Below are 18,456 nucleotides of genomic sequence, written 5' to 3'. Positions count from 1 at the left end.
GCTCTCGGGCTTATCGGGTGTTCTTACACCCGAGATCTCACCCCTCGGCGAACGGGTTAGCGCTTTGCCAGCTGGGCGGGCTTGATTGTGGAGAGTAGGGCTGCGGCGTAGGCCTGATGGCCGGCCGGATTCGGGTGGAAGTTGGCGTCCGGCAGGCGATTGAACGGGGGCACCGGAGCCGGGACCAGCACAATCCACGGTTCAGCTGAGTTGACCGCATGCCCGCGGAATCGCTTGGTCACGTCAACGAACACCGCATTGACCTCACTCGCCTTCACCGCTGCTGCAATGGTCGTGTTGAGAGCAGCGACGGCCCGGTTGACCTCAATCTGGTGCTCCACAGAAACAATGGGCACACCGTTGATGGGATCAAAGAGCAGTGGATAGCCCATCACCGCGATGGTTGCATTTGGCGCGGCTTCGGCGATGTCCCTATAAAATTCCGCAAGCGTCAACTCCAGGCCCGGCAAGAGGGACATGGCATTATTCACGGCACCTTGGCAGATGATGAGAGTCTGCGTGAGGCAAGCAACCAGAGCATCCCCACTCCCAATGTCATTGGCGCCTGCCGTAATACTGACGAGCTCCGCAGCAGCAAGCTCGTTCCCCAGGCCGCTAATCTGGGCCGAAACCGATGGAATGGGAACCTCGTCGAGAGTAAACAAGAGCGCCCCATGGCACGCCCCGTTCGCCAAAAGGTTCACGCGGCCTGTATCGGCAACCACATCCACGTAGCCGCCCTCGCTTTGCCAACAAATTGCGTCTGCATACAACCCGCCGGCCCCGGTCCCCGCCGTATACGAATCACCGAGTGCAACGTAGTCCACCGGTGGCGGCGGGGCGGCAGTCGCCGGACTTGCCGTAAATCCTAAGGTGAGCGCCAGGACGGCAAGCGCGCCCGCAAAAGCGGTGTGCCGCCGTCGTAATTGATGAGTTGCCATTGTGAATCCCCTTTTTTACCGCTCGATGGGGCTCCGGTTCCGCATGCGCGGAAGTCGCGGCTCGCCCACCAGTCGGCCGCGCACCCGGGGCAATGTGTTGGCTAGATTACGCCCACGGGTGTGTTGGGGAAAGACCTTGACAGCACGCCGAGGGGTTAGTTCTCAAGGCTTACGCGACCGGATAAGGCCGAAAGCTCACCCCTCGGCGAACCAGTTACGCGCTGTACTTCTCCAACCGGAATTCCAGCCCATTCCGGACGGCCGGCCATTCGTGTTCGAGGATGGAAAAGACCACGGTGTCGCGGAGGGCACCATCCTTGCTGCGGGAGTGGTTTCGAAGCACGCCGTCCTGTTTGGCACCGAGCCGGGCGATAGCCTCACGGGACTGCTGGTTCATCCAGTGCGTGCGGAACTCCACGGCCGGGCAGCCCAGGGTTTCGAACGCGTGGCGCAGGAGCAACAGCTTCGAATCCGGGTTGGTTCCTGTACCGTGCGCCGACGCGGCATTCCACGTGGATCCGATCTCCAAGCGAGGCGTCTCGGCGTCGATATTCATGTAAGTCGTCATGCCGATGAGCTTGCCCGTGGTGTTGGACCTGGTGGCAAAAGGCACCATGGTCCCTTGGGATTGCAGCCCCAAGCGGCGATCGATTTCGGCAGCCATGCCCTCGGGCGTAGGGACCGAGGTGTACCAGAGCTTCCAGAGATCACCGTCGCGGGCAGCGTCCACCAGGCCGTGGTGGTGTTCCTGGCTCAACGGCTCCAGCGTCACGAATTTTCCGGTCAGGGTGATGGGTTCGATTGAAGTCACCCGGATAGCCTAACCGCCGCGCAGCCGTCAGTCGGTCCAGTCGAAGAAGCCCTTGCCCGTCTTGCGTCCCAGCTCGCCGCGCGCCACTTTGTCCCGCAGAATCTGCGGCGGAGCGAAGCGGTCGCCCAGCGTGGAGTGAAGGTACTCGGCAATGCCCAACCGGACGTCCAAACCAACGATGTCCGTGGTCTTGAGCGGACCAGTGGGGTGCTTGTAACCGAGGACCATGGCAGCATCGATGTCTTCCGCCGACGCCACGCCCTCTTCCACCATGCGCATCGCCTCAAGGGCAATTGCCACGCCGAGCCTTGAGGACGCAAAGCCAGGAGCGTCATTGACGACGACGGCGGTCTTGCCAAGTGCCTCAGTCCAGTTTTTCGCTGCTTCAGCCAGTTCGGGAGACGTTTCCTTGGCCAACACCACCTCGATGAGGGTTGACGCAGGCACAGGGTTGAAGAAGTGCAGCCCCACGAAGTTCGCAGGGCGGCGAAGCTGGTTGGCGAGCCCGGTGACTGAGAGCGAGGAGGTGTTCGACGCCAGATAAGCATCCGCGGACAAGTGGTCCTCCACGGCCTTCAGCGCTGTGACTTTGAGGTCGTAATCCTCGGGCACGGCCTCCACCACGAGACCGCAGTGGATGAAGGATTCGTAGTCCGTGGAGGTGCTGAAGCGGGACATTGCTTCTTCGGGGGTTTCGCTCAAGGTACCGCGGGCCGCGGACTTGGCAACGGCATCAGCAACGCGACCTTGCGCTCCGGCCGCTGCCTCGTGATCGCGTTCCACCACGATCACAGTGGCACCGTTGGTAAGGAAGGCATGCGCGATGCCAGCGCCCATCCTGCCTCCGCCCAGGACTCCAACGACGTGCGGGATGGCGGGAGCTTCGGTCATTTCTGGGTCCTGTCTTGCGTGGGTGCGTCGGGTGCGGCGGCGGTGTCAGCGGCGGGTAGGGCGGTGTCTTGCGTAGCTTTCGCGGACTTCTTATCGAGGAAAGCCTGCATGCGATCAAACTTGGCCTGAGACTCGAAGAGGATTCCCTGGGCAAGGGTATCGATCAGTGGGTGGGCTTCTGCCGGGGCGTGGAACACGGATTTGGTAATCCGCACGGCCAGAGGGTCCTGGCGTCCGATCCTGTCCGCCAGCTTGTGTGCCGCATCCATGAGCTCGGGTGCTTCGTGGATTTCCGTGATCAGGCTGATTCGCAGGGCTTCCTCAGCGCGGAGCACGGCACCGGCCAAGAGAATTTCCTTGGCTTTCGGTTCGCCCACCAGTTCCTTCAGCCGCCAACTGGCACCGGCTGCGGCCAGGATCCCCAAACCGGTTTCAGGGTTCCCGATGCGGACGCTCGGAGTTCCAATGCGGAAGTCGGCAGCGTACGCGAGCTCGGCTCCCCCGCCAAGGCAGTAACCGTCCAAGGCGGCGATCACGGGCATGGGCAACTTGGCGATCCGGACAAAGATCGTGGAGTTGATCCCCTGCAGGGCGTCGTCCCGGCGGCGTTCGCGCAACTGTCCGATGTCCGCACCCGAGGCGAAAACGCCCTCGGTTCCGGCAATGATCAGTACCTTCGGGTTCCGCTCAAGTTCAGCGCAGACCAGGTGAAGCTCGTCCACCATGGTCTGGTCGATCGCGTTACGGACCTCGGGACGGTTCAGCAGAACAGTGAGGCGGTCCCCGCGGTCCTCGATGAGAAGTGTGGAGAAGTCTTTCGGATCCAGCGCCATTACACGCCTTCCAGCAGCATCGCGGTACCCTGTCCGACGCCGATGCACATCGTTGCCAATCCGAGCTTAGGTCCGGTAGTTGAGGCCAGTTCCCGCTCCATGCGGCCCAGCAGGGTGATCGCAATTCGCGAGCCGCTGGAACCGAGCGGGTGCCCCAAACTGATGGCGCCGCCGTCGTTATTCACGATGTCCGGGTTCAGCCCGAGGCGGCGCATGCTCGCCAACGATTGGGTGGCGAAGGCTTCGTTGAGTTCTACGGCGCCCAGCTGATCCACGGTGAGGCCGGAGCGAGCCAGGACCTTTTGGGTGGCCGGGACCGGGCCGATGCCCATGATCTCCGGTTCGCATCCAGCCGAGGCGCCGTCGACGATGCGGGCGCGAGGGGTCAAACCAAACTTCTTGATGGCGGCCTCGGAAGCAACGATGATGGCCGAGGCGCCGTCGTTGAGCGTGGAGGAGTTGCCGGCCGTCACCACGGATCCGCCGGGAACCACCGGGCGGAGCCCAGCGAGTACGTCCATGGTGGTGCCTTCGCGGGGACCCTCATCCGTGTCCACCACGGTCTCCGATTTTCGGGTCTTCACAGTGACGGGAACGATCTCGTCCTTAAAGCGCCCACCGGCGATTGCGGCCAAGGCGAGCTCGTGGGAGCGGACAGCAAAAGCATCAGCATCCTCGCGGGAGATGTTGTCCACGCGGCCCACTTCCTCGGCCGTTTCAGGCATGGAGTAGGTCATCTTGCCATCACGGGAAAGCTCGCCCTTGGTGAAGCGCGGGTTGGCGAAGCGCCAGCCAATGGAGGTATCGAAAATCTGGCCGGGCTTGGCGAACGCCGTGGTCGGCCTCTCCTGCACCCACGGCGCTCGGCTCATGGACTCAACGCCACCGGCCACCACGATGTCCGCAGCGCCGGACTTGATCATCTGGCTGGCCATGATGATCGCGCTAAGGCCCGAGGCACACAGTCGATTGACGGTGATGCCGGGGATGTGGAGGGGAAGTCCGGCCAGGATGGTGGCCATGCGGGCCACATTCCGGTTCTCCTCGCCCGCGCCGTTGGCATTACCGAGGATCACCTCGTCAATGGAGTCAGGATCGACGCCGGCACGCGCCACCGCTTCCCGGACCACCAATGCTGCGAGATCGTCCGGGCGGACGGAGGACAGTGCCCCACCGTAGCGACCTACAGGCGTGCGTGCGCCGCCAACAAGAAAAGCCTCGACCATGAGAACATCCTTCGCGAAGTGAAAGGGACCGGTCCGGAATAATATACCGACCGTTCGTTCTATAAAGATTACACGGCAGGGCGGGCCGGTCAACAGCTGAGCCCTCAGTTACAGATCAGAGGAGACCGGCCCCAGCCCGGATCAAACCACCCTGATTCCCAAGTGTCCAGCGAGCAGCGGTGCCATGAGGCTCAGCTGATAGTCATCGATCACCACACCTGCCAGCCCCGCCAGACCGTTGATTCCACGGAACTCCGAGGTCCGCAGATCCACATCCTTTAGCTTGGCGCCCGTGACATCCAACGTGCCGATGGTGCAGTTCTTCAGCGCCAACCGCGTTCCCGTGCAACCGCCGAGGTCCAGCTCGTTAATGATGCAGTCGGAGATTTGGATATCCATGAGCTTGGAGCCTCGAAGGTTCACGTAGTCCAGCTTGCCGCCATCGATGCGGACTGAACGCCAGTTCCCCTCATAAAGTTCGGCTGAGCCCCACCTCGGATTGCTGATCTCCACGTCTTGCCAGGAACTCCGGGCAGCTGTGAAGACCGGGGCGTACGGCTCCGCGAGGATGCATTCACGGAACGTAGCTCCCCGCAATTGGGCTTCGTTGAAGGACACACCGTTAAGCTCACACTCGATGAAATCCGCGCCGCTCAGTTCCTCGCCGTCGGCAGAAACGCGGGTGAGCCGGACGCCGTCGTACCGTTCGCCGCGCTGGAAGTCCGGGGCGTCGTCGTCACGCAGTTCATCCAACCGCACCGGCGAGATTTTGGGGGCTGCTACCTTCACAGCCGCCATCAGAGCGATTCCGCTTTGGCGGCGATCTCGGCGAGGTCCTTACTGAGGGCCTTGCGGGTCATGCTCATCCCGATTTTCCCGAACAGGGCCATGCCCACCTTGCTGATAAGCGAAGGATTGATCATCTCGGCGCCGAAGGTCAGCGTCAGGTCCGTGCCGCCGTCGCGGTCGTTCAAGGTGAAACGGGTGGTGTAGTCCGCGCCTCCCTGAAGCGCCTTGACCGTGGTGCTGCGCGGAGGGTCTGTTTGGGACACCCACATCTCTACTGTTTCCTGCTTGCCCATCATGGTGCGGGTTTCCTTCCAGCGGGTGCCCTCGCCGTACGGGCCCTCACTGAGCATCTGGATGGATTCGATGCCGGAGAGCGTTCCGGCCGAGCCGGGAATGTCCGAGATGACGGCCCAAACCTTCTCCGGGCTTGCGTTGACGTGCTGCGTCAGGGTGGTGGTGTGTTCCATATATTGAGCCTAGACCCGACCCCCGACACTCCCAACCGGGGTGCTCGTTGCGAGGCCCACTCTGCACGACTCACCCCACCCAAAAGGCGCAAAGCAGGCCCCACAACACAGGGGTGCTCGTTGCGAGGCCCACTCTGCACGACTCGCGCCACCCAAAAGGCGCAAAGCAGGCCCCACAACGCAAGGGGTGCTCGTTGCGAGGCCCACTCTGCACGACTCGCGCCACCCAAAAGGCGCAAAGCAGGCCCCACAACACAGGGGTGCTCGTTGCGAGGCCCACTCTGCACGACTCACCCCACCCAAAAGGCGCAAAGCAGGCCCCACAACGCGAACGGCGGACGCCCCCACCAAGGGAAGCGCCCGCCGTCGAGTTATGGACCGGAAGAGGCGTGAACCGGAAGAGTTAGCTGAACAGCTCGCTCTTGGGCTCGTTGTTCTTGACCTTCTGCCATCCGAGCCACAGCACCAGGGCGAAGAACGGAATGGTGGCGAGGGTCCACAGGCCAAGCAGGAAGACCTCGCCGGTTTCCTTGTCCGTCATGGAGTCGAAACCGATCAGCACGGTGATGGCCAGCAAAGCGATGAGGCCCAACCAGCTGGTCCACGGTGAACCGGGCATCGGCAGGCTGGAGACGTTGCCGCGCTTCTTCCGCAGGGCAATTTGGCTCGCGAAGATGGAGCCCCACGTGAAGATCACGCCGATGGATGCGGTGTTCAGCGCGAGGTCGAACGCGTGCGAGCCACCCAGCCAGATGTTGAGCAGGATGCCTACAAGGTAGACGCCACCGATCGCCAGGATGGCCGCGTACGGCACGTGGCGTGTGGACATCTTGGTGAGCCACTGCGGTGCGTGGCCGTTGTTGGCCATGGTGCGGAAGATGCGGCCGATCGAGTACAGGCCCGAGTTGCAGGAGGACAGCGCGGCGGTGATGACGATCATGTTCATGACATCGCCCATCCAGCCAAGGCCCATCTGGCCGAACACGGTAACGAACGGCGAGGTGCCGGCCACGTACTGGTCGGACGGCAGCAGCATCGCGAGCAGCGTCACCGAACCGACGTAGAAGACAACAATACGGACCACGACGGCGCGGATCGCCTTGGGAACTTCGCGTTCCGGGTTTTCCATCTCACCAGCGGTAATGCCGACGAGCTCGATGGCGTTGTAAGCGAAGATCACGGCGTTGAGGACCAGGATCATCACCAGGCCGCCCTTGGGGAACATGCCGCCGTCTTCGTGGAAGAGGTTTGCGACGGACGCGTTGCCCTCGCCCACCTTGGCGTTGGTGACAACCATGAACGTGCCAACGGCCAGGAAGATCACGATGGCCGCGACCTTGAGGCAGGAGGCCCAAAATTCGAATTCGCCGAACGCCTTGACGCTGAACAGGTTCACGGCCACCAGCAGCACCAGCGCTGCGATGGCGGACAGTTCAATGGGCACGTTGGGGAAGAAGAACTGGAAGTACAGGCCGATTGCAATGAGTTCGGCAATGCCGGTCATGGCCCAGTTGATGAAGTACATCCACCCGGAGAGGAAAGCGCCCTTCTTGCCGAACATCTCGCCGGCGTAGCTCACGAAGGAGCCGGAGGTTTGGCGGTACATGATGAGCTCGCCGAGGGCGCGCATCAGCAGGTAAGCGATGACGCCGGCAATGGCGTAGGAGAAGATCAGGGCCGGGCCGGTGGAGGCGAGGCGGCCACCGGCGCCCATGAACAGGCCGACGCCGATTGCGCCACCCATGGCGATCATGGTGACGTGGCGGCGGCTCAGGGTCTTCTGATATCCCTCGGCGCTGAGGTTGGAGTCCGAGGCTGCGGATGAGGCCTTGGGGCTCTGGAGATCTGTGGGAGTACTTTGCGGCACAGCTGTTCCTTGTGGGTTGGGGTGTTGCTGTAGGTGTTACGCCAGTGCCGGAACACGGGCGGCTTTGGCACACATAATTCGAGCTTTTCCTCGTTTGAGGGTTCGAAGTGTGACAAAGAACGCAGAACGCCGAAGCTTCGCGCAACCCGTCTATCTTACGGGATTAACCACAATGCCCGTGACGCAGGCAACAAGGGGGCTGTAGATAACCGCTGTTCAGTCATGCGTCAGCACGATGTTCCCGGCCTCATCTGCGAAGACTTTGTAGGAACGCAAAGATTTCTCCCCCGTGGTGGAACAACCTGTCATCAGCTCGAAGGCGTGCTGATGGAGGGGACAGATGACCACGTTATGGTCGATGGTTCCGTCAGCGATCGGGCCGCCTTTGTGGGGGCAGACGCCCCCGACGGCGCGCAGCGTGCCGTCCCGTAACCGGAACACCGCAACCTGCTCGCCGTCGACTCCGTAGGCCCGGCCCTCCCCGAAGGGAATTTGGTCAACGGACCCCAAGACCGTATTCGCTTCGATTGCCGGAACGGACCGGGCGCTCATCGGACCGGCACCTGCGGGAGGACGGTCAACGGCAAGGAAGTCCGGAACTGACCGGGCGTCAGCGGATCATCCCGTTCGCTCCAGGGATCCACGTAGCTGTCAACGGACGCCTGCATGGCGGCGTCCAATTGGGCGGCGATCCCTTCGGAGTCGTCCAGAATGACGCTGCGAACATGGTCGATGCCTACCCGCGGAACAAACGAGTAACTCCGCTCCAGCCAGTTGGCGTTTTCCCTGTAGTACTGCATGAACCGGCCCGCCAAGAGTGTGACCTCTTCCGGTGTATCCACGGTAACCAGTAGGTCGCCTTTCCGGATGTGGGCGCCGGCCGCTCCCCCTATATAGATCTCCCAGCGTCCGCCTTCCACAGCCACCACCCCGACGTCTTTCACCAAGGACTCGGCGCAATTGCGTGGACACCCGGAGACCGCGAGCTTCAGCTTGGCAGGCGCTTCGATTCCTTGGAAACGGGACTCCAAAGAGATGCCCAGACCGGTGGAGTCACCTGTCCCAAACCGGCAATAGTCCTTGCCAACACAGGTTTTGACGGTGCGAAAGCTCTTTCCGTAGGCGTATCCGGACGGCATGTCCAGGTCAGCCCAGACCTGTGGCAGGTCCTCTTTCGGGACTCCCAAAAGGTCAATCCGTTGACCGCCGGTCAGCTTGATCATGGGAATGCTGTGTTTCTCCGCGACGTCGGCAATCCTCCGGAGCTGTTGAACAGACGTCACCCCGCCTTTCATCTGTGGGACCACGGAGAATGTGCCGTCGCGCTGGATGTTGGCGTGCACGCGGTCGTTGATGAACCGGGCGTCGCGTTCATCGATGTACAGATCGGCCAACATCATTTTCATAAGCGAAGCCAGCGCCATCTTGGATTTGGCATCCTCAACACTGCCCGGGGCGAGCGCCGCAAACACCTGGGAAACGGATCGCAGCCCGCGTGCCCGGATCTCGGCCATCAAAGCAGGCTTGTCCAAAGGAATACCGGGAACGTAGTAGCCCGCGGCCAAGTCTTCCTCCACAGCCCCGCCTGCGGCCCACTCCACCACCTGCGTGACCATGAGCTTGCACGAGCCGCAGCCTTTACCGGCCCGGGTAGCATCCATGGCCGCGGACACCGAAGCGCACCCGCCACGCACCGCCGCAACGAGCGTCCCCTTGGAAACCCCGTTGCAGTTGCAGACCTGTGCGCTGTCCGCGAGTTCGGCCACACTTTCTTCTTCACCCGGCGAACCGAGATCGAACATCAGCGAGAGCCGCTCCTCCGGAAGGGGCAACCCCTGATCGAAAGCTTGGGTCAGGTAAGCCACCTTGCGGTGATCGCCCAGCAGGGTGGCGCCCACCATTTTGTTGTCCCGGATGACGATGGACTTGAACACACCCCGGCCGGGTTCCGAGAACACGATGTGCTCGTCCGTGTCCCGTTCAGGACCGGAAAGGCCCATTGAAGCGACATCGACGCCGGCTACCTTCAGTTTGGTGGCGGTCCTGGAACCCAGATACACCGAAGACCGATCCATCCCCGTGACCTGGTCTGCCAGTACGGCGGCCTGCTCCCAGAGGGGCGCCACCAGTCCGTACACCTCACCGCGGTGTTGGACGCACTCCCCTACTGCGTAGATGTCATCTTCATCCATGACGCGCAGTTGGTCGTCCACCACAATGCCGCGCTCCACTGCCAACCCACTCACAACGGCGACATCAACGTTGGGTCTGATGCCTGCGGTGACCACCACCATGTCGCAGTCAATCTCAGTGTCGTCGCGCAGCCGAACCCCACTCAGCTGGTCTGAACCGAGGATCGCCGTGGTCCGGCTTCCTGTGTGCACCTCGATGCCCAGCGCCTCGACGCTTCGCCGCAGTATTGCACCGCCGTCGGGCCCTAACTGGGCGTTCATGAGGTGACCGCCTGAGTGGACAACAGCTACGTCCAGGCCGTTGGCCTGCAGGCCGTGGGCCGCTTCCAGTCCCAGCAAGCCGCCGCCAATCACCACTGCCTTGCGCCGGTGATCATGGTGGGCCTCGTGGTGGGCGAACTGAATCATTTTCCGGGTATCGTCCAATGTCCTGAACGTGAAGACACCGTGCCTGACCGCGCCGCTGGGTGCGTAGACACCGCCCATGGGTGGCAGGTGTGAGCGGCTGCCGGTCGCGATGATCAGGACGTCGTACGGCTCCACGCGACCGTCGGCGGCGAAGACGTGCTTGCTGAACTTGTCGATGCGATCCACCCGGACACCCGCGTGCAAGGTGATGTTGTTCTCCCTGTACCAGGGCAGCGCATTGAGGAAGATGTCCGCATCGCTTTCCTCGCCGGACAGCACATGGCTGAGCATGATCCGGTTGTAGTTCCCATACGGTTCATCGCCAAACATGGTGATGTCGAAGACGTCGGCACCGCCCCTTGCCAGGATTTCCTCAACAGCCCGGGCACCGGCCATCCCGTTTCCGATCACCACCAGCCGCCGGCGCATCAGTGCTCCACCATCCCGAGATCCACCACAACGGAACCTCTCACGCCGGCGGGCGCAACGATGAACAGCTCAATCATGGAACCTCCATCGATGTCTTCCACCACCCTCAGCGGAACGTGCACATCGCTTTTGGCCCCGATGGGGAAGTAGCGCATGGGGACGCCGTCGCGCATGAGGACCACGGTGATGAGTTCGGGGCTGGAGTTGCCGCCGCGGAAGTACAGCGTCTGGTTCACGACGCCGTCCGGGACAAAGTGCGCCAGCTCGCTGTGGAGGGGGACCGGCTTTTCCATGCCGATGCCTTCGAAGGGGTAGATGCCCTGGAGGAAGAGGTTCTTGGCGATCACGGAAGTTCCTTTCGGCCGGCTTCCTTCCATGGTGCTCCGGCCGTGTTTCAGGACACTCGATGCCACGTTTCCGCTTGCAGGACAGGGGGTAACGATCACTTTGCAGGCGGCTCACCACGGCCGCTCGCAAACAGCCGCTCGCCAGCTACAGCCGCTCGCCCGCTACAGCAGTTCGCCGCCCTGCATCCCGTACCTGACCCAGTGTCCGCCCGCCCCGACCGGACCATTGCGGTGTTCGCCTGCGACGTCGGCACGAGCGCAGCGGTCAAACCATTCCCCCAGCGCGCGGTCGTGGCTCACGATCACCAGAGTCCCCGCAAATACAGCGAGCGCTGCCTCCAGCTGCTCCACCAGCACTGGCGCCAAGTGATTGGTGGGCTCATCCACGATCATGGTGTCGTACCCGCCTAGAAGGAGGCGGGCCATGGCGAGCCGGCGCTGTTGCCCGGCTGAGAGACCTCCCACGGGAACATGGAATTCAGCGGGCCGGAACAGGCCCAGCCGCAGCAAGCCCTCAGCATGTTCGTCGATGTTTCCGCCCAGCCCCGCAGCGAACGCCGGAAGCAGGCGCAGCCCCGGCCGGGCCGGCACCTCCAGTTCCTGCTGCAGGTAACCCACGTTGCCGTTCACTGTGACGGTCCCGGTGGTTGGCTCGAGTGTTCCGGCAAGGATGGACAGCAGCGTGGACTTACCGGCCCCGTTGGGCCCGGTGATGAGCACTTTTTGTCCGGCTTCCACCCTGAGGTGGGTGGGCTGGAGCCGCCCGGGAGAGCTGACGCCGCGGGCCTCCAGCGCGGGTTCGGAAACGGCCAGAGCCGCCGCCCGAAGCGGTGCTGCCAGTTTCAGTGGCACAGGCGGCCTGTCCACTGGGTTCTCCTCGAGCCTGCGGAGCCGTTCCTGGGCGTTGCGGACTTTGCTTGCTGCCGCGCTCTGCCACGTGCCTGTTTTGAAGCCGAAGGCCATCTTGTCGTTGTCGCGCTTGCGGCCGTAGCCCATGCCGTCCGCAACTGTGGCGGCTTGGAGGCGTTCGGCGGCCATGGCGTCCAGCCACTGCTCGTACTCCTGGACCCACCGGGCGCGTTCTGCCGCTTTCTCCCGGAGGTAGCCTTCGTATCCGTTCCCGTAGCGGTTCACGGACCGTCGGTCAGCGTCCACTTCGATGATGGTGGTGGCCACTTTCCGCAGCAGGACACGGTCGTGGGAGACCACCACCACGGTTCCGCGGTGCGCAGCCAGCCGCGATTCGAGCCAGGCGGTGCCGTTGGCATCCAGGTGGTTGGTGGGCTCATCCAGGAGCAACGCTTCGGCCGGGTCTGCCAGCAAGCAGGCGAGGGCTACCCGCTCCTGCTCGCCGCCGGACAGGGATCCAAGCGTTCGACGGCGGTCCAAGCCTCCCAGCCCCAGCTTGTCCAGCGCTGCTTCAACCCGGGACTCGGCGGCGTAGCCTTCTCGGAGCTGGTATTCCGTTTGAAGGCTTCCGTAGAGCTCCAGTTCCTCGGAGTCGGCGTCGGCGAGGCCGGTTTCGAGGTCCAGGATCCGCGCCTCCAAGGAACGCAGCGAAGCCAAGGAAGTGTCGATGGCATCGCCTACGGTCAGCGACTCAGCGAGTCCATGGGTTTGCGCGAGGTAACCCACGCGGTAGCCGGGGTTACCGGACAGACCTGCCGTGCCGTCGTCGGGCGTTTCAACGCCCGCCATGAGCCGGAGCAGGGTGGATTTGCCCGCGCCGTTTTCGCCGACGATTGCCACGTGTTCGCCGTGGTGAATCGTCAGGTCTACGGCGTGGAGAAGTTCGCGGTCCCCGTAGCCGTGGGAAACGCCGGAAAGGTGAAGGTGGTCAGTCAAGAGGGATCCTCGCAAGTCCGCAGTGGATGGCAGAAAGCCGTGTGGGTACTGGGGATGCAGCCGGGAAGAGGGGCTGCGCTCAAGACTTCATCGCTCAAGACTGCCCGGCAAAAAGGACCGCGTCAACCCGAGACACCAGTGCTGGTGCCATTCAGCGCAAAAAAGCATTGATGTGACACCAGTGTGGCGTCATAATGGTGTCATGCAGCTGAACCAGTACGTATCCTCAGTCCAACACCAGCTGGACACCGCCGCCGAAGCAGGAGGGCCGGAAGCCCGCGCCCTCAGCGAACGCCTCACGGCAGGCCTCGAAGCCACCGTCAGGCTGGTCCTCTTGGAGGCGCTCTCGGAGGCCGCAAGCGAGATCACGCTGGAACTCGCTCCCGGCTCGGTGGAGCTCAGGCTCCGCGGCCGCGACCCCGAGTTCGTGGTGAGCAGCCCGCAGGGTGGGGACTTCGAGGCAGTCAACGAGCGCTCGGCACGCACCGTAGCGGCCGAGGATCTCGACGGCGCCAGCACCTCACGCACCACGCTCCGGCTTCCCGACTATCTCAAGCAGCAAGTCGAAGAAGCAGCCAGCCAGGACGGCCTCTCCGTGAACTCATGGCTGGTCCGGGCCGTCGGCGAGGCGCTCAACGGCGGCCACTCGAGCAAACGCAGCTCCCTCCGCGAACCCGGCGAGCAGAACTTCACAGGATGGGCACGCTAATGGCAACCTTTGAGACTCCCCAGCCAATCGCCGTCGTGGTTGATGTTTCTGTCCGCGCCGATATCTGGATCGTGGCCGGTGACCGCAAGGACACCGAGGTCACTATCCGCCCCCGCAAGCCCAAGCGAAGCCTGGACGTCAGAATGGCTGAGCAGACCACGGTGGACTACACGGACGGCCGCTTGCAGGTCAGGCTTCACCCCCCATTCCGCCACACCTGGTTCAGCGACGGCGGCGCCGTGGAGGTCACCGTGGAAGTTCCCGTAGGCAGCAGCCTGGAATTGAAGTCGGGAATGGGCGATCTCCGCTGCGAAGGCGAATTCAGCACCGCCGACCTGAAGACCGACTTGGGTCACATCCGCATCGATTACTGCGGCGAGCTCCGTGCCCACACAGACATGGGCGACGTCACTGTGGAGCGCGCCTCGGGCAGGTCCCGGATCAAGACCGGCTCCGGCAAGATCCGCATCCGGGACATTGACGGAGTTGCCACCGTAAAAAACGGCAACGGCAGCACCTACATCTCGCAGGCTTCCGGTGAGCTCAGCGTTAGCGCAGCCAACGGCGACGTCTCCCTTGAACGGGCTGGCCTGTCCACTACCGTCAAAGCATCCAACGGTGACATCACCGTGGGCGAAGTGACCGCCGGTAGCCTCACTGTCCAGACCGCCGCGGGGACGCTCGCCGTCGGCGTACGTGAAGGCACCGCCGCCTGGCTGGACCTCAGCACCAAGTACGGACGCGTGCGCAATACCCTCGAACCCACCGGCGGACCCGGTGAAAGCACGGACACGGTGGAAATCCGCGCACGCAACGCCTATGGCGACATCACTGTGAAGCGCTCACCCGTCAGCGTACGGTAGCGGTCGCTACGCCGTGGCGACGGCCCGCTTCCGGCGGGCCTTCGCCAACCGCGTACCGATGAGCCCCTGCCGTGGGCTGAACAAATACACGACGGCGAACACCACGCCTTGAGTGAGCACCACCATGGCCCCCGACGCCGTGTCCAGGTAATAACTGAGGTAGATGCCGGCGACGGAGCACACCACCGAGATCACGGGCGCCATCACCAGCATCCGGGAAAAACGGTCGGTCAGCAGGTAGGCCGTGGCACCCGGGATGATCAGCATGGCCACCACCAACACCACACCCACGGTCTGCAGGGCTACCACGGAGGTCAGCGCCAGCAGGCCCAGGAGCAAGGCGCCCAGCCGTTTGGGTGACAAGCCGATGGCGTGGGCGTGCGTGGGGTCAAACGCGTAGAGCGTGAGGTCGCGTCGTTTGAGGATCAGGATCGCAAACGCCACGACGCCCAGGACCACCACCTGGATGAGGTCCGGGATGCTGACGCCCAGCAGGTTCCCGAAGATGATGTGGTTCAAGTCAGTCTGGCTCGGGGTCACGGAGATCAGCACCAGGCCCAGCGCGAACAGCGAGGTGAACACGATGCCGATCGCCGCGTCTTCCTTCACCCGGCTGGTATTCCGTACCACCCCGATCAACGTCACCGCGATCAGCGCGAACACCAACGCACCCAGCGCGAAGGGCGCACCCACAATGTACGCGAGGACGACGCCGGGAAGCACCGCGTGCGAGACGGCGTCGCCCATGAGGGACCAGCCGATCAGGACGAGCCAGCAGCTCAGGACCGCGCAGACCACGGCGGCGATGGCCGTAGTTGCAAGCGCCCGGACCATGAAGTCGTAGCTGAGAGGTTCAAGGAGGAATTCCACGGCCTAGCCCCTGTTCATGACGTCGAGGCCGAAGGCCATGGCCAGGTTCTCCGGTTGGAGCACGGTATCAGGACTTCCATGCATGAGGACCTTGCGCATCAGCAACACTGCTTCATCGCAAAGTTGCGGCAGGGCGTGGAGATCGTGAGTGGAGATGAGGATGGTGGCGCCGTCCTCGGCCAGCTCGCGGAGTAGCCTGGTGATGGTGGCCTCGGACCGCTTATCCACGCCCGCGAACGGCTCATCCAGCAGCATCATGGTGGCACCTTGCGCGATGCCCCGGGCCACGAAGGCCCGTTTTTTCTGCCCGCCGGACAACTGCCCGATCTGCCGGTCGGCGTACTCGCTCAGTTCCACGCGTTCCAAAGCATGCTCGACGGCGTCCTTGTCCGCTTTGCGGGGCCGGCGCGTGAATCCCAGGTGCCCGTAGCGGCCCATCATCACCACATCCCGGACGGACAGCGGGAAGGCCCAGTCAACGTCCTCGCTTTGGGGAACGTAGCCGATGCCGGCTTCCTTGCGCATCTTCACCGGCGGCTGCCCGTTGATGAGCACCCGGCCGGAATCCGGCTTGACCATGCCCATGATGACCTTGAACAGGGTGGACTTGCCGGAGCCGTTCATACCGACCAAGCCGCAAATCCGCGAATGGTCCAGGGTCAGGGACGCAGAGTCCAAGGCGAGGACCTCACCGTAGTGGACGGTGACGTTCTCAACAGCGATCGCGGGAGTGCTCACGGCGTTCCTCCGGTGAGTGCAGTGGTGATGACTTTGGCGTCATGGCGCATGAGGTCCAGATAGGTGGGTACGGGCCCGTCCGCTTCAGAGAGGGAATCAACGTAGAGCACCCCACCGAACTTGGCATCAGTGGCTCCGACAACCTGCTGCATGGGTGCGTCGGACACCGTGGACTCACAGAACACCGCCGGAACCTGGTTGTCCTTGACGAACTCGATGGCCCGCGTAATCTGCTGCGGTGTAGCCTGCTGCTCCGCGTTCACAGCCCAGATGTACACCTCTTTGAGGCCGGCATCGCGGGCCAGGTAGGAGAATGCTCCTTCGCAGGTGACCAGCGCCCTCTGCTTCTCCGAAAGGACGGAGAGCTTGGACACCATCTCGTCCTGCACGGTTTGGAGCTGGGCGTTGTAAGCCTTGGCGTTGGCCTCGAACTCGGCAGCGTGGGAAGGATCCAGCTTGGCGAAGGCCTTGGCCATGTTGTCAGCGTAGATCTGCACATTCTTGGGCGACATCCACGCATGCGGGTTCGGCTTGCCCTGGTAGGAATCCTCGGCAATGGGCATAACGTCCACCCCGTCACTAACTACCGCGTGCGGCACATCCAAGTCCTCCACGAACTGGGCGAACCAGGCCTCGAGATTGAGTCCGTTGTCCAAGATAAGGTCAGCTTGGGCGGCCTTGCGGATGTCCCCCGGCGTTGGCTCGTAGCCGTGGATCTCAGCTCCGGCTTTGGTGATGGACTCCACGCGGAGCTTGTCCCCCGCAACGTTCTTGGCCACATCAGCCAAAACAGTAAACGTGGTCAGGACAACGGGCTTGTCATCACCCCCCGCGGATGAGTTCCCTCCGCAGGCGGAGACCCCCAGGGCAAGTGAGATCGCGGTCAGGACAGCAGCGAAACGGCGGACGTCTTTGGCGCGCCGAAACGAAAAGTTAGGCATACCGAAAAGTGTAGCCACGCAAGTGCCAGTCGGCAAAGCTAGGCTGGTCACATGGGCACTCCATCCACCAAGGCACCTTTGTACAGATTCACCGCCTTGGACGCCATTGCCGTGGCCGCATACGTTGGCTTCACCGCCTACTTCCTGCTGGCTGGCGAGACGCTCAACCGGCTGATGCTGCAGCTGTTTGCGGACCCGGCCACGGCGTCCTATGCCGTCAACGCGATCTTTTATGCCGGCGTCGGAATATTCGCCGTGGCGTCTGCCTGGCGCGTAGCCCGGCGGGACCTCAAAATCCTGGGAACCCGTCCATGGTTCACCCTGGCCATGGTTCCGCTGGCCATCGTGGTGATGCTGATTCTCACGGCCGTTCTGGTTGCGGCATTCGGGACGGCGCAAAGCTCCGAGAATCAACTGGGCATCCAAGGGCTGCTGCAACAGGTGCCGGCCTGGCTGATGGTGCCGCTGCTGGTGATCCTGGGACCGTTTGTGGAGGAGTACCTCTTCCGGCATCTGCTGATCGGCAAGTTGTCGCAGTACCTGAACATCTGGCTCTGCTGCGTGATTTCCGTGGTGGTGTTCGCGTCAATCCATGTGGTGGGCCGCGAAGGACTGGCTATGTCTGCGCTGGCTCCGTACCTGGGCATGGCCGTGGTGCTCGTGGCGGTTTATGTGTGGACGGGCAAGAACCTGATGTTCTCCTATTTTGTCCACGCCGCCAAGAACCTCATGGCCGTGGTCCTCATCTACGCGATCCCCCCGGAACTCCTCCCGAACTAGGGGAACCCGGACTGAAGGTGACCGCAACACCCTACCCAGCCACCCGCCGTCGGGAATAGCTTGAAGAGCATGACACTCAACATCCAGGTAGTAGTGGACTGCAAGAAGCCGCACGAACTCGCCGACTGGTGGGCTGAGACCCTTGAGTGGAACGTGGAACCCCAGGACGAGGGGTTCATCCGGTCCATGATCGAGCAAGGCTACGCAACCGAAGACCAGACCATCACACACAACGGCAAGCTGGTGTGGGCAGAGGGCTGCGCGATCGTCCCCGCCGAAGACACAGACCCCAACACCGGCCGGCGGATCCTCTTCCAAACGGATCCCAACCCAAAATCCGTCAAGAACCGGGTGCACTGGGACGTCCGCTTGGAGGGACGAGACAAGGATGACGTGCGGAAACAGCTCGAAGCCCGCGGCGCCAAGCACCTGTGGACCGCCAACCAAGGCCCCCACGAATGGCACACCATGGCCGACCCCGAGGGCAACGAGTTCTGCATCAGCTAAGG

At 62.9% G+C, this 18,456-nt stretch carries 19 protein-coding genes; 4 read left to right on the top strand and 15 right to left on the bottom strand.

The genetic code is table 11. From position 1 onward, the window contains the following. Positions 1-56 precede the first annotated feature (56 nt). The 12 genes from J3A64_RS00440 to J3A64_RS00385 all read right to left on the bottom strand — a co-directional run bounded on the left by J3A64_RS00440 (position 57) and on the right by J3A64_RS00385 (position 13,046). Positions 57-941, bottom strand: a complete 885-nt coding sequence (locus J3A64_RS00440; RefSeq protein WP_210063388.1) for an SGNH/GDSL hydrolase family protein — start codon at positions 939-941, stop codon at positions 57-59. A 214-nt stretch (positions 942-1,155) separates the two neighbouring features. Next, positions 1,156-1,752 (bottom strand): GNAT family N-acetyltransferase, encoded by a 597-nt coding sequence (locus tag J3A64_RS00435; protein WP_014922612.1) that lies wholly within the window; start codon positions 1,750-1,752, stop codon positions 1,156-1,158. A gap of 27 nt (positions 1,753-1,779) precedes the next feature. Further along, positions 1,780-2,643: a 3-hydroxyacyl-CoA dehydrogenase family protein gene (locus J3A64_RS00430; RefSeq protein WP_210063387.1), complete on the bottom strand. Its 864-nt coding sequence runs from the start codon at positions 2,641-2,643 to the stop codon at positions 1,780-1,782. Beyond that, positions 2,640-3,476: an enoyl-CoA hydratase/isomerase family protein gene (locus tag J3A64_RS00425; RefSeq protein WP_210063386.1), complete on the bottom strand. Its 837-nt coding sequence runs from the start codon at positions 3,474-3,476 to the stop codon at positions 2,640-2,642. The genes J3A64_RS00430 and J3A64_RS00425 overlap by 4 nt, the downstream gene beginning before the upstream one ends. Beyond that, positions 3,476-4,702 (bottom strand): acetyl-CoA C-acyltransferase, encoded by a 1,227-nt coding sequence (locus J3A64_RS00420; RefSeq protein WP_210063385.1) that lies wholly within the window; start codon positions 4,700-4,702, stop codon positions 3,476-3,478. Before J3A64_RS00420 ends, J3A64_RS00425 begins: the two co-directional genes overlap by 1 nt. Positions 4,703-4,843: 141 nt before the next feature. Continuing rightward, complete coding sequence (locus tag J3A64_RS00415) at positions 4,844-5,500, bottom strand: pentapeptide repeat-containing protein (RefSeq protein ID WP_210063384.1); 657 nt, start codon at positions 5,498-5,500, stop codon at positions 4,844-4,846. Next, positions 5,500-5,958: an SRPBCC family protein gene (locus tag J3A64_RS00410; protein ID WP_011775886.1), complete on the bottom strand. Its 459-nt coding sequence runs from the start codon at positions 5,956-5,958 to the stop codon at positions 5,500-5,502. The genes J3A64_RS00415 and J3A64_RS00410 overlap by 1 nt, the downstream gene beginning before the upstream one ends. A 403-nt stretch (positions 5,959-6,361) precedes the next feature. Beyond that, on the bottom strand, positions 6,362-7,825 hold the full coding sequence (locus J3A64_RS00405; protein ID WP_014922617.1) for an amino acid permease: 1,464 nt from the start codon (positions 7,823-7,825) through the stop codon (positions 6,362-6,364). A gap of 216 nt (positions 7,826-8,041) precedes the next feature. Beyond that, positions 8,042-8,377, bottom strand: coding sequence for a Rieske 2Fe-2S domain-containing protein (locus tag J3A64_RS00400; RefSeq protein WP_014922618.1), 336 nt, complete (start codon positions 8,375-8,377; stop codon positions 8,042-8,044). Continuing rightward, on the bottom strand, positions 8,374-10,854 hold the full coding sequence (gene nirB / locus J3A64_RS00395) for a nitrite reductase large subunit NirB (RefSeq protein ID WP_210063383.1): 2,481 nt from the start codon (positions 10,852-10,854) through the stop codon (positions 8,374-8,376). Before nirB ends, J3A64_RS00400 begins: the two co-directional genes overlap by 4 nt. Next, positions 10,854-11,201 carry a hypothetical protein gene (locus J3A64_RS00390; protein ID WP_043471456.1) on the bottom strand — a complete coding sequence of 116 codons (348 nt, stop codon included), beginning with the start codon at positions 11,199-11,201 and terminating at the stop codon, positions 10,854-10,856. Before J3A64_RS00390 ends, nirB begins: the two co-directional genes overlap by 1 nt. A 162-nt stretch (positions 11,202-11,363) precedes the next feature. Further along, positions 11,364-13,046, bottom strand: coding sequence for an ABC-F family ATP-binding cassette domain-containing protein (locus J3A64_RS00385; RefSeq protein ID WP_210063382.1), 1,683 nt, complete (start codon positions 13,044-13,046; stop codon positions 11,364-11,366). A 202-nt stretch (positions 13,047-13,248) separates the two neighbouring features. Here J3A64_RS00385 and J3A64_RS00380 point away from each other — a divergent pair, with 202 nt between their 5' ends. Further along, complete coding sequence (locus tag J3A64_RS00380) at positions 13,249-13,755, top strand: hypothetical protein (RefSeq protein WP_014922622.1); 507 nt, start codon at positions 13,249-13,251, stop codon at positions 13,753-13,755. After that, positions 13,755-14,618, top strand: coding sequence for a DUF4097 family beta strand repeat-containing protein (locus J3A64_RS00375; RefSeq protein WP_210063381.1), 864 nt, complete (start codon positions 13,755-13,757; stop codon positions 14,616-14,618). The genes J3A64_RS00380 and J3A64_RS00375 overlap by 1 nt, the downstream gene beginning before the upstream one ends. Positions 14,619-14,624: 6 nt before the next feature. Here J3A64_RS00375 and J3A64_RS00370 read toward each other — a convergent pair whose 3' ends face one another. From J3A64_RS00370 to J3A64_RS00360, 3 genes are read right to left on the bottom strand one after another with little or no spacing between them, the layout of a single operon-like run. Then, positions 14,625-15,488, bottom strand: coding sequence for a metal ABC transporter permease (locus tag J3A64_RS00370; protein WP_307807151.1), 864 nt, complete (start codon positions 15,486-15,488; stop codon positions 14,625-14,627). A gap of 3 nt (positions 15,489-15,491) precedes the next feature. Next, complete coding sequence (locus J3A64_RS00365) at positions 15,492-16,226, bottom strand: metal ABC transporter ATP-binding protein (protein ID WP_011775895.1); 735 nt, start codon at positions 16,224-16,226, stop codon at positions 15,492-15,494. Next, the gene (locus J3A64_RS00360) at positions 16,223-17,167 is read right to left on the bottom strand and encodes a metal ABC transporter substrate-binding protein (protein ID WP_011775896.1); all 945 of its coding nucleotides are present in this window, start codon (positions 17,165-17,167) and stop codon (positions 16,223-16,225) included. The genes J3A64_RS00365 and J3A64_RS00360 overlap by 4 nt, the downstream gene beginning before the upstream one ends. Before the next feature lie 51 nt (positions 17,168-17,218). Here J3A64_RS00360 and J3A64_RS00355 point away from each other — a divergent pair, with 51 nt between their 5' ends. After that, positions 17,219-17,947, top strand: a complete 729-nt coding sequence (locus tag J3A64_RS00355) for a CPBP family intramembrane glutamic endopeptidase (protein ID WP_210063380.1) — start codon at positions 17,219-17,221, stop codon at positions 17,945-17,947. A 69-nt stretch (positions 17,948-18,016) separates the two neighbouring features. Next, on the top strand, positions 18,017-18,454 hold the full coding sequence (locus tag J3A64_RS00350; RefSeq protein WP_014922626.1) for a VOC family protein: 438 nt from the start codon (positions 18,017-18,019) through the stop codon (positions 18,452-18,454). The last annotated feature ends 2 nt before the right edge of the window (positions 18,455-18,456 follow it).

This window comes from Pseudarthrobacter sp. PvP004 (assembly GCF_017876035.1).
Taxonomy (GTDB): domain Bacteria; phylum Actinomycetota; class Actinomycetes; order Actinomycetales; family Micrococcaceae; genus Arthrobacter; species Arthrobacter aurescens_A.
The sequence above is the reverse complement of the archived record's forward strand: the minus strand, read 5'-3'. Positions and strand labels throughout refer to the sequence as shown.